Below are 12,210 nucleotides of genomic sequence, written 5' to 3' on the forward strand. Positions count from 1 at the left end.
AATTTGTAACGTACAAAATTAATTTGATATGAAGAAAATAACAATGAGTCTTCTTGTTGTTGTATTATCTTCTTCCGTAGCGATTGTAAATGCTCAGCAGAAGAAAAATGATACAACTTCACAGACTAAAGAAATTGAAGGTATAGTCGTTACTGCACTTGGGATCAAGAGAGAAAAAAAATCTTTAGGTTATGCATCCCAGGAAGTTAAGGCGGATAAACTTTTTGATGGAACTACAAATACGGGGAATATAGCCTCTCAGTTATCTGGTAAAGTTGCTGGTTTAAATGTAACAACCACTTCTAATTTTGGAGGATCCTCAAACTTGGTTATTCGAGGGGTAAAATCTTTAGGTGGGAGTAATCCTTTAATTGTAATTGATGGGTCTCCAGTAAATAACTCATCTACTTCCTTTGGTAATCAGAATGGAGGATTCGATTTAGGTAATGCCTTATCAGACATTAATCAAGAAGATATAGAGTCTGTAAACGTTTTAAAAGGAGCTGCAGCTTCTGCTTTATACGGAGAAAGAGGACTTAATGGGGTAATTGTTATTACAACAAAGAATGGTAAAGGAAAAGACGATAACTCCTGGGGGGTTACTTTATCATCCTCAGTTCAGGCAGGTTTTATAGATAAATCTACATTCGCAAAATACCAGACTAGATACGGAGGAGGTTATGATCCATCATTTTATTATGGAAGCGCAGCAGATGGTAAAGACTATGCTAACTTCGGAGAAGATGCATCGTGGGGGCCAGAGTTTGATCCAAATTTATTAGTTTATCAATGGGATTCGTTTGATCCGACATCTCCAAATTATAAAAAAGCAACCCCTTGGGTAGCAGCAAAAAATGGACCGCTTAAATTTTTTGAAACACCGATGTCATTTATTAATTCCATTTCCTTATCAAAAGGAAGCAAAGGATTCAATTTTAATCTGACATACGATAATAACATGTCTAGTGGTCTTTTACCAAATTCAGATTTAAGAAAAAATACAATTTCGGCAAAAGTAAATTACGATTTAAATTCTAAATTACACGCGACAGTCTATACAACACTAACAATACAGGGAACGACAGGTAGAACAGAAACTGGTTATAATGACAATATTGTTACAGGTTTCAGACAATGGTGGCAGACAAATGTTGATTTGGAAGCTTTGAAGAATGCTTACTTCAATAATGTTGGAAATCCTACAGTTGCTAATAATTACGGAAATGTTACATGGAATAGAAAAAGTGGATCAAATGGAAAACCTGCCTTTTGGAACAATCCATATTTTCAGAGATATCAAAATTATTCTACTGATGACAGAACAAGAACATTTTCGTATGCTCAGTTAACTTATGATGTAAATGATCATATTAATATTACAGGTAAGCTTAGTTATGACAATACTAATTTAGTTTTTGAAAGAAGACTGGCTGAAGGCTCGTATCCTCAAAATTTTGGTGTTTCAGGAAAAGCTATAGGTTCTGGATACCATAGATATGATTTAAGTAGAAGTGAAACAAACTTTGATTTATTCGCAAATTATAAATATGATATTACTTCCTGGTTAAACATCAGTGGTATAGTTGGAGGAAATGTAAGAAGAAATCATGAGAGCTCAATCGAAGCATCAACGGAAGGTGGTTTAATTAAAAGAGGATATTATTCATTAGATAATTCCAAGGCTCCTTTATTAAATCCGGTGGAATTTGAAGCAACAGTACAAACAAACAGTTTATATGCAACAGCTTCATTTGATTTTAATAAAGTATTCTATTTGGATGGTACAATTAGAAGAGATGCAAGTTCAACTTTACCTGATGGTAATAACAAATATACTTATGGATCTGTTTCCGGATCTGTAATTTTATCTGAACTTCTAAAATCTGAAAAATCAGTAATGAATTTTTGGAAAGTAAGAGGAAATTATGCCGAAGTAGGAGGAACAGCTGATCCCTATCAATTAAAATATTCGTATTATACAGCAGGTTATTTTAATACAGGAAATGGAAATATCAATATCTACAGACCACAAACAATTCTAAAAAATGAAAACTTAAAACCTCAACGATCCAGAGAATTTGAGTTTGGTACTGAGGTTCACTTTTTAAGAGACAGAATTGTTCTTGACGGGGCCTACTATGATACAAAGACATTTGACCAACTTATCACTCCTGATATTTCAGCTGGTTCAGGAAAACTTGGGGCAGCAATCAATGCTGGACAAATTAACAATAAAGGTATCGAATTACATTTAGGAGTAAGTCCAATAAAAAGTCAAGATTTTGCATGGGATATAGATGTCAATTGGGCTAGAAACAGAAGTAAGGTTGTAGAGCTTGATGCAGGTCTGCAGGTATATCAACTCGTAGGCTTGGTAGGAGGTGCTTCCATAGTTGCTTCAGTTGGAAACCAATGGGGAGATATCTATGGTAGTGATTATGTTTATTTGAATGGCGAGAAAGTGGTTGATCCTGATACAGGATTGTACCAAACAGAAAGTAATAAGGTAATCGGAAATGTTCAAGCTAAATGGACCGGTGGATTAAGAAATTCATTTAGATATAAAAATTTCTCATTAAGTTTCTTAATAGATGTTCGTCACGGAGGGGATGTATTTTCATCAGATATGTATTATGGATTAGCGAGTGGATTATTCCCTGAAACTGCAGTTGATGGTTACAGAACAAATATACCTGTATTAGCTGGAGTTAATCCTAATGGCCAGGTAAATACTACACCAGTTAACACAGACGTAGTTAATCCTTTAGAATATGGTAACAATCCAAATGATGGTTATGCTATTGCTCCTGACAAAAGATTTGTGTATGATGGATCTTTTGTAAAGCTGAGAGAAGCTAGTATTACGTATTCTCTTCCTAAGAGTATATTAGCAAATACCTTTATGAATGAGGCTAAAATTTCTATTGTGGGTAGAAACCTTTGGATTATTCATAAGAATCTTCCATATGCTGATCCTGAATCATCTCAAATGGGTGGATTGTATTCATATGGATCATCTGTGGGAGCTCTTCCTACAACAAGAGAATTGGGTGTTAATTTTACCTTTAAATTCTAAAAATAAAATTTATTAAAATGAAAAAGTTTAAAAATATATTATACGCTGGAGGTGTTGTTGCTTCGTTATTATTGTTTAACTCATGTCAAAGCGATCTTACCTCTCTGAATGAGGATCCCAAGCACCCTTCAACTGTACCAACAGGGAATTTATTGGCAACAAGTATGTTTCAAGGATTCTATTATATGTATACGGGTAGTGTAAACTTTAATAATTATCGTTTTTTTACGCAACAATGGACAGAGACAACCTATGTACAGGAAACCAATTATAATTTGACTACTAGAGCTCAGCCAAGAAACCATTTCCGAAGAATGTATGTTTATACATTAGCTCCTCTTGAGCAAGCTAAAAAAGATCTGCCAACAGAGATTAATGCTGATCCTGATGTAGTTAATAACAAATGGGCTACTTTAGAAATTGCTTCTATTTTTGTTTGGGAAAATATTGTAGATACATATGGTAATGTACCTTATAAAGAGGCTTTGCAAGCAGAAACTATTAAGTCTCCAAAATATGATGATGCTAAATCAATCTATCTTGATTTAATAACAAGATTAGATGCAGCAATAGCAAAAATTAATAAGACTAAAGCTGGTTACCCTGAAGATCTTGTTTACAAAGGAGATATGAATAAATGGGTTAAACTAGCCAATTCAATTAAATTAAGATTGGCAATTAATCTTGCAGATGTTGATCCTGCTACATCAAAATCAGTAGCAGAAAGCGCTATCACTGGTGGAGTAATTGATTCAAATGATAGCTCTTATTCATTGAAGTTTGATGGAAATACTTTTACAAATCCATTATTTGATGATTTGGTTGCATCAGGTAGGAATGATTATTTGCCTTCTAATGTTATTGTAAATCCAATGAATACGAAATCAGACCCAAGAAGAGCAGCATATTTTACTCAAATAGGAGGTACTTATAAAGGAGGTGTATATGGAACTTTAAACACATTTGCTAATTTTTCTCATGTAAATCCTACTTTTTTAACAGGTAATGCTCCTGCAAACTTGTTAAGTTATACAGAAGTTTTATTCCTAAAAGCCGAAGCTGCAGCAAGAGGATATAACGCGGGAGGAACTGCAGCTGGTCTATATGCTGCTGCCGTTACTGCGTCTATGACAGAAAATGGTATATCTGCAACAGATGCTGCAGCTTATATATTAGCTAATCCATATAATGCTGCAAACTGGAAACAATCTATCGGATATGAAGGATGGGTAGCTATGTGGAATAACCCTTTTGCTGCTTGGAATTTTGTGAGAAGATTAGATAGTCCTGTACTTACTGCTCCGCCATCATCTTATATTGGAGGAATGCCTTACAGAATGCCATATTCTGATCAGGAATATGTAGTCAATAATGCTAACGTTTCAGCAGCTGCGAATGCAATTGGTGGAGATAAAGCAACAACAAAACTTTTCTGGGATAAAAATTAAAACGTATTAACAACATTCATATTATACCGCCTTCGGGCGGTTTTTTTTATTTAATAATATCATTTATTTAATAATTAAATTATGTTAAGCGATTAAGTAAATTGAATTATTTTTTCTTATTTTTTAAAATAATAGTATTTTATTTATGTATGTGAATTTTTTGATTTAAAATATTTGTTAATTATTGTTTTTTATTGCTTATTTATGATAAATTTTTATTTTTTTTAACATTTTTATTTGAATTATTGAATATATTCGGCAAATTTGTACGGATATAAAAATAATTGATATGAAGAAACTAACAGCAAGTCTTCTTGTTTTAGTACTGACTTCCTCTATGGCTATTGTAAGTGCTCAGGAGAAGAAAGATACAATTAAAGCAAAAGAAATTGAAGGGGTGGTGGTAACTGCACTGGGTATTAAAAGAGAAAAAAAATCTTTGGGGTATGCGTCGCAGGAAATTAAAGCAAGCGCTTTGTCAGACGGAACAACAAATACAGGAAATATTGCAGCGCAATTATCAGGTAAGGTGGCCGGTCTTAATGTTACTACAAATAACAACTTTGGAGGATCTTCCAATTTGGTTATAAGAGGGGTGAAGTCGCTTGCGGGCGGAAATCCGTTAATTGTTATTGATGGATCACCTGTTAATAACACCAGTACTCGGGAAAACTCAATTGATTACGGTAATGCTCTTTCTGACATCAACCAGGAAGATATTGAATCCATTAACGTATTAAAAGGAGCAGCAGCCTCAGCCCTTTACGGTGAAAGAGGGTTAAATGGAGTAATTGTTATTACAACTAAAAATGGAAAAGGAAAAGATGATGGTTCTTGGGGTGTGACGTTTTCCTCAGCAGTACAGGTAGGATTTATTGATAAGTCTACTTTTCCTGAATATCAGACAAGATATGGTGCCGGTTATTCTCAAAAATTCGGTACACAGGCTTCTGATGGTTTGAATAATGCGAATTTTGGAGCAGATGCTTCATGGGGACCTAAATTTGATCCTAATTTGCTGGTATATCAGTGGGATTCATTTAATCCTTTATCCCCCAATTATCAAAAAGCAACTCCTTGGGTGGCCGCTAAGAATGGACCGATTAAATTTTTCGAAAATCCAGCCTCATATATTAACAGCGTAACGTTAGAAAAAGGGCAAAAAGGAAAAAACATTAGTTTTACCTATGAAAATATGATGTCCGATGGGTTAATACCTAACTCCCATCTTAATAAAAATAATTTCTCTTTAAAGATTAATTATGATCTAACGCCTAAATTGCATTCGTCTTTCTATTCAACAATAACTTTACAGGATACTAAAGGTAGGAGTATTACGGGGTATTCAAACAATATAGCTACCGGTTTCAGACAATGGTGGCAAACTAACGTAGATATTGATGCTCTGCAAAACTTATATTTTGCAAACGTAGATCCGAATGTAGCCAATGCATCCAATAATTATGGTAATGTTACATGGAACAGAAAGTCAGCAGCAAACGGGGCACCCGCATATTGGAACAATCCATATTTCCAGGCCTATCAGAATTATTCTTCAGACAAAAGATACAGAAATTTCACTTATGGGCTGGTAACATATGATCTGTTTGATAATATTTCTGTTACCGGAAAAGTTTCATATGACAGATCAAATCTTATAGCGGAAACTAGATTGGCGGTTGGTTCTTTGCCTCAGGCTTTTGGACAATCAAATAACACCATTGGTTCTGGATATGGAAGACGTGACATACTACAGACGGAGACCAACTATGACTTAATGGTGAATTACAAATTTGATATCACGGATAATATTAATCTTTCCGGAGTTGTAGGAGGAAATATACGTCGAAATTATTATAATTCAGTCTATGCATCAACAGAAGGAGGACTAATTGTACCTGGGATTTATGCCCTATCCAACTCTAAAAAGGCACCACTAGCTGCGGATGAAACTGAGTATACAATACAAACTAACTCATGGTACGCAACAGCTTCCTTTGATTTTTATAAAAAATTCTATTTAGATGCAACATTCAGGATAGAAGAAACATCAACACTTTTAAAAGGTAATAATGTTTTCAACTACCCTTCGATTACAGGATCATTAATTATGTCCGAAATTCTAGATACCAAAAGGTGGATGAATTTCTGGAAAATAAGAGCAAATTATGCTCAGGTTGGAGGATCTGCTGCTTCTTATCAATTATTTAATAATTATAGACCTGCTGGAATTTTATCTAATCAAGGAATTTATAACTCTATTTTAAATCAACCTTACCCAGGCCTGCAACCGCAAAAGGCCAATGAATTTGAAGTTGGAACTGAAGCACATTTCTTAAAAGACAGAATAACGGTTGATTTTGCATATTATAAAACAAGAACTACTCCTCAGATACTTTCTCCACTTCCTACTTCTGCAGCTATAGGATATACAGGTAAAATATTCAACGCTGGTAGAATTGATAATAGCGGGGTTGAAGTACAGCTAGGACTAGTGCCAATAAAGACAAAAGATTTTACTTGGAATATTGATGCAAACTGGTCAAAAAATCAGAATAAAGTAGTAGAATTATATCCGGGAATTAATAACTATCTATTAAATAGTTTTCAGGGTGGGGTGTCTTTAAATGCCAGAGTTGGTGAAGCTTGGGGAACATTGATTGGTGCTGATTATACCTATTTAAATGGACAAAAAGTTATCGATCCTAAGACAGGAAAATATTTACAAAACCCAAATCAGGTGATAGGTAATACTACCCCGGACTGGATTGGAGGTATTAGAAATAGCTTTAGCTATAAAGGTTTCTCTTTAAGCTTTTTAATTGATATGCGTAAAGGAGGGGATATATTCTCAACAGATATGTATTATGGATTGTCATCCGGTCTGTACAAAGAAACAGCTGAAGGAGATTTCAGGGATAAACCTATTGTTTTACCTGGTGTTCTTCCTGACGGTACTCCAAATAATATCGCATTATCACCATTTGATAACAGCGGTTCTACAGGATATAAAACACAGCCTGCAAGCGAATTTGTTTATGATGGATCTTTTATTAAGCTTAGAGAAGCAAGTATTGGTTATATGCTTCCAAAGTCTTTACTGGCAGGTACCAAGATTTATGATGCCAAGATTTCAATTGTAGGTAGAAATCTGTGGATAATTCATAAAAATTTACCATATGCTGATCCTGAAGCCATGGTAGGCGGCGGGCTTAGCTCTTATGGATGGTCAATTGGTTCCATGCCTACGACAAGAGATTTGGGTATCAATGTTACATTTAAATTCTAAATTACTTTAAAAATGAAAAATATTATAAAAATAAGTTTGGTGTCTGCATGCATTGGGTTGGCTTTAAGTTCATGCCAAAGTGATTTGACTTCTCTTAACGATGACCCTAAGCATCCATCAATCCTTCCGTCTGATAATTTATTAGCTACGGCCTTATATCAGTCATCTTATTATATGGATAATCCCAGTGTGAATTTTAATAATTACAGATTCTTTACACAACAGTGGGCAGAAACACAGTATCCGGACGAAACTCAATATAATTTGGTGACCCGAAATCAGCCTCGTAATCATTTTAACAGAATGTATGTTTACAGTATTAATAATCTGAAACAAGCAAAGGTTAACCTGGTAAAAGAAGTAGAACCAGATGAAAATGTTAGAATCAATAAATTGGCTACTTTAGAAATTGAAGAAATATTTATTTGGGAAAATATCGTGGATACTTATGGAGATGTTCCTTATTCTGAGGCTTTCAAACCTGATGAAATATTAACCCCTAAATATGATGATGCCAAGACTATTTATCTTGACTTGATCAAAAGAATTGATGCTGTTACGGCTACTATAAAACCTGCCGCTACCGGTTATGGTGATCTGGTTTATGGAGGTAATATGACCAAATGGAAGAAATTTGCAAATTCTATCAAATTAAGATTAGGGATAAATTTAGCAGATGTTGATCCTGCATTGTCAAAAACTACCGTTGAATCTGCAATAGCCAGTGGGGTTATTTCTTCTGACGACGACGCTTACAAATTTAAATATGACGGCGGAACTTTCTCAAATCCGGTATTTGATAATTTAGTAGCATCAAATAGAAATGATTTTTTGCCTAGTGAATTAACAATCAATACTATGAGTTCTCTTTCCGATCCAAGAATGGATGTGTGGTTTACCAAAGTAGGAGGAGTATATAAAGGAGGAGTCTTTGGAGAGCTGAATGATCCATACACTAACTTCTCTCAATTAAGCTCTTATTTCAGAAGTGCTACTGCAGCATCCAACCTTTTTAGTTATGCGGAAGTAGCCTTCTTAAAAGCAGAGGCTGCTGCAAGAGGTTATTCAGCAGGAGGTACAGCAGCAGAGCTTTATGCAATTGCAGTGAAAGAATCTATGAGGGAGAATGGTGTAAGCGCTGCTATTGCAGATGCATATGTGCTTGCACATCCTTATAATCCGGCAAACTGGAAACAGTCTATAGGTGTACAAGCTTGGATTGCTATGTTTAACAAAGGATTTGCAAGTTGGAATTTTACCAGACGTTTAGACTATCCGATTCTTGTGAATCCTCCGAAGTCAAATTTATCTTCTGTACCTTATAGAATGCCTTATTCTGATCAGGAGTATGTGTTAAACGGAGATAATGTGAAAGCTGCTGGTACTAAAATTGGCGGAGATAAGGCCACAACAAAGCTTTTCTGGGATAAAAATTAACACATATTTTATTAACATTCATATTATACCGCCTTCGGGCGGTTTTTTAATTTCCGTATATTTGTACTTCAAAATTTTGAAATGAAATGCGGGCTATTACATGTGGCCTTTGAAAAAATAAGTATGAACACATGAATATTAAAGATATTATAGAAGAAAAACTTTCAGAGGTTATTTTAAATGTATATCAGTTAAAAGACATCAAATTGGAAGTTCAGGAGAATAAAACGGAATTTGAGGGTGATTTTACTATTGTCACTTTCCCGTTGGTCAAACAATTGAAAAAAAATCCTGAGAGTATCGGGGTTGAATTAGGTGAAGCGTTAACAGAACAGACGGAACTTTTCGAAAGCTTTAATGTAGTAAAAGGTTTCCTGAATGTTAAAGTGAAAAACCAGCTGTTTGTGGACAACTTCAGATCTGTAAGCAAAAATTTCTCTACTATAGCAAAGAAAAATGCCACGGTAATGGTAGAATATTCTTCACCAAATACCAACAAACCATTGCATTTAGGGCATATCAGAAATAATTTATTAGGATTCTCAGTCGCTCAGATTTTAAAAGAGGCCGGATATGATGTAATTAAAACCCAGATTATCAATGACAGAGGTATTCATATCTGTAAATCTATGCTGGCATGGGAGAAATTCGGGAACGGAGCAACTCCTGAAACAACCGATACCAAAGGAGACAAATTTGTTGGAAACTATTATGTAGAATTTGACAAAAATTATAAAAAAGAAATTGCGGAGCTTGTAGCACAAGGGGTAGGAGAAGAGCAGGCTAAAAAAGATGCTCCGGTAATGAAGGAAGCTCAGAAGATGTTGTTGGATTGGGAAAATGGAGATGAAACTGTAAGAGCGCTTTGGGCAGAAATGAACTCATGGGTTTACAAAGGATTCAATGAAACCTATAAAAGATTAGGTGTTGATTTTGATCAGGTTCAATATGAAAGCAATACCTATATTTTAGGAAAAGATCTTATTCAGGAAGGACTGGATAAAGGAGTTCTGTATCAGAAAGAAGATGGTTCTGTTTGGTGTGACCTTACCGATGAAGGTCTTGATCAGAAGCTGTTACTTCGTTCAGACGGTACTTCAGTCTATATGACTCAGGATCTTGGAACGGCAGTTGAGCGTTTTAAGCAAAATGATATTCAGAAACTGATCTATACTGTAGGAAACGAACAGGATTATCACTTCCAGGTTTTATTTAAGATTCTTAAAAGACTGGGGTATGAGTGGGCAAATCAGTTATTCCACCTTTCTTATGGTATGGTTGAACTTCCTGAAGGCAAAATGAAATCCCGTGAAGGAACCGTTGTAGATGCAGACGACCTGATGGCAGAAATGCATGAAACGGCAAAATTAAAAGCTATAGAACAGGGAAAACTTGAAGGTCTTTCAGAAGAAGCAAAAGTAGCTTCTTATGAAATCATTGGAATGGGAGCACTCAAATATTTCATGCTGAAAGTGGATCCTAAGAAAAAGATGTTGTTCAATCCGGCAGAAAGTATTGAATTTAATGGAAATACAGGACCGTTTATTCAATATACCTACGCTCGTACGCAGTCTTTGCTGGCAAAAGCAGATTACCAGTATAAAGAAATATCGGATGTAACTTTAAACCAGTATGAAAAAGAACTGATTATGCTTTTGACCAGTTACAAAACAATTGTTGAAAGAGCAGCAGATGCATTGAGCCCGGCCCTGATTGCCAATTATGTTTATGATCTGGCTAAATCTTATAATTCGTTCTATCAAAGTAATATTATTCTGAAACTGGAAGATGAGAATTTAAAACAATTCCGTTTAAATATATCAGATCTCACAGCAAAGACGATTAAAAAATCGTTGGAACTCTTGGGAATCGGAACCGTAAACAGAATGTAAAAATAGAAAGAAAGCCTCCTGAAATTTTTCAGGAGGCTTTCTTTCTATTTTTTATATATCAATAATCTCGCATCAGAAATATCCCGGATCTCAAAATCTCGCAACCCGAACCCTGTAACCCAAATCTACGTTTTATCATTACTTTCACCCTGCATCTGTTTCAGACTATCCGCGTACAACTTAGCAGGAGTCCATCGTGCATGTTTGGAAAGAACTACTTTATAGCCCTTTTTGTAGGTATACACTTTAGTAAATTCTGCACCAAAGAATATCAGCATACAGGAATAATTGATCCACATCATAATCAGAATAACTGTTCCGGCAGCGCCAAAGGCTGAAGTAGGTTTTACCTGGTTAAAATAAAGACTTAATAAAAATTTTCCGAGGGTAAATAAAACCGTTGTCAGAAATGCTCCTTTCCATACCGGTTTCCAGCTGATCAAAACATCAGGCAGTACTTTAAACATTAAGGCAAATAACAGCATCACAAGGCCAAAACCTACGGCGAAATTGACAAATTCTACCAGCATATAGGTCTCAAAACCGAAATACTGGGTGATAATTGTATTAAACAGGCTGATCAGAGAAGATAAAATCATGGTGATCATCAAAAGAAATCCCAGAATAAGAATCATTCCTAAAGAATTCGCCCTGTCCAGTAAAAATTTCACTAATGCTTTTTTGGGAGCAGCTTCTACTTCCCAAAGGGTATTTAATGAATGTTGCAGCTGGAAGAAAAGAGTAGTGGAACCGAAAATCAGTGATCCGACCCCTACTGCCTTCATAAAAATATTCTTTTTGTCGATCAAAGCGCCCGCCAGCATTCCTTCAATACTTTTTGCCACATCCGGACCCATAATACCGCTGATCTGTGTGCTGATCTGCCCGCGGATCGCTTCCTCTCCAAAGAAATTTCCAAGTACCCAGATAATAATGATCAATAAACCCGGAATAGAAAAAATGGCATAATAAGCAAGGCTTGCCGAATCTTTTGATGCGGAAGAATTGTTCCATCCTGTAAAGGTGTCTTTCAGAACTTCCCAGAAAAATTTGGCAGTTTTAATCATA

General features: G+C 35.3%; 6 protein-coding genes. 5 read left to right on the forward strand and 1 reads right to left on the reverse strand.

Features of this window, described 5'->3' with window-relative positions; all coding sequences use genetic code 11:
- Positions 1-28 precede the first annotated feature (28 nt).
- From FFS26_RS17410 to argS, 5 genes are all read left to right on the forward strand, one after another.
- Positions 29-3,076 carry a SusC/RagA family TonB-linked outer membrane protein gene (locus FFS26_RS17410; RefSeq protein ID WP_110008136.1) on the forward strand — a complete coding sequence of 1,016 codons (3,048 nt, stop codon included), beginning with the start codon at positions 29-31 and terminating at the stop codon, positions 3,074-3,076.
- 17 nt (positions 3,077-3,093) lie between these two features.
- Positions 3,094-4,524 carry a SusD/RagB family nutrient-binding outer membrane lipoprotein gene (locus FFS26_RS17415; protein WP_110008135.1) on the forward strand — a complete coding sequence of 477 codons (1,431 nt, stop codon included), beginning with the start codon at positions 3,094-3,096 and terminating at the stop codon, positions 4,522-4,524.
- A gap of 289 nt (positions 4,525-4,813) precedes the next feature.
- Positions 4,814-7,813 carry a SusC/RagA family TonB-linked outer membrane protein gene (locus FFS26_RS17420; protein WP_110008134.1) on the forward strand — a complete coding sequence of 1,000 codons (3,000 nt, stop codon included), beginning with the start codon at positions 4,814-4,816 and terminating at the stop codon, positions 7,811-7,813.
- 12 nt (positions 7,814-7,825) lie between these two features.
- The gene (locus tag FFS26_RS17425; protein ID WP_110008133.1) at positions 7,826-9,250 is read left to right on the forward strand and encodes a SusD/RagB family nutrient-binding outer membrane lipoprotein; all 1,425 of its coding nucleotides are present in this window, start codon (positions 7,826-7,828) and stop codon (positions 9,248-9,250) included.
- Between the two features lie 131 nt (positions 9,251-9,381).
- Positions 9,382-11,142, forward strand: coding sequence for an arginine--tRNA ligase (argS, locus tag FFS26_RS17430; RefSeq protein ID WP_110008132.1), 1,761 nt, complete (start codon positions 9,382-9,384; stop codon positions 11,140-11,142).
- A gap of 125 nt (positions 11,143-11,267) precedes the next feature.
- Here the strand turns inward: argS and FFS26_RS17435 are convergent, their stop codons facing one another.
- On the reverse strand, positions 11,268-12,209 hold the full coding sequence (locus tag FFS26_RS17435; RefSeq protein WP_110008131.1) for a YihY/virulence factor BrkB family protein: 942 nt from the start codon (positions 12,207-12,209) through the stop codon (positions 11,268-11,270).
- Position 12,210: the final 1 nt, after the last annotated feature.

The organism is Chryseobacterium sp. 2VB (assembly GCF_005503635.1).
Classification (GTDB): domain Bacteria; phylum Bacteroidota; class Bacteroidia; order Flavobacteriales; family Weeksellaceae; genus Chryseobacterium; species Chryseobacterium cupriresistens.

Bases quoted from the DNA above. Each gene is read 5' to 3' on its own strand.
- FFS26_RS17425 (WP_110008133.1), top strand. From the start codon at position 7,826: ATGAAAAATATTATAAAAATAAGTTTGGTGTCTGCATGCATTGGGTTG.
- FFS26_RS17420 (WP_110008134.1), top strand. From the start codon at position 4,814: ATGAAGAAACTAACAGCAAGTCTTCTTGTTTTAGTACTGACTTCCTCT.
- argS (WP_110008132.1), top strand. From the start codon at position 9,382: ATGAATATTAAAGATATTATAGAAGAAAAACTTTCAGAGGTTATTTTA.
- FFS26_RS17415 (WP_110008135.1), top strand. From the start codon at position 3,094: ATGAAAAAGTTTAAAAATATATTATACGCTGGAGGTGTTGTTGCTTCG.
- FFS26_RS17435 (WP_110008131.1), bottom strand. From the start codon at position 12,209: ATGATTAAAACTGCCAAATTTTTCTGGGAAGTTCTGAAAGACACCTTT.
- FFS26_RS17410 (WP_110008136.1), top strand. From the start codon at position 29: ATGAAGAAAATAACAATGAGTCTTCTTGTTGTTGTATTATCTTCTTCC.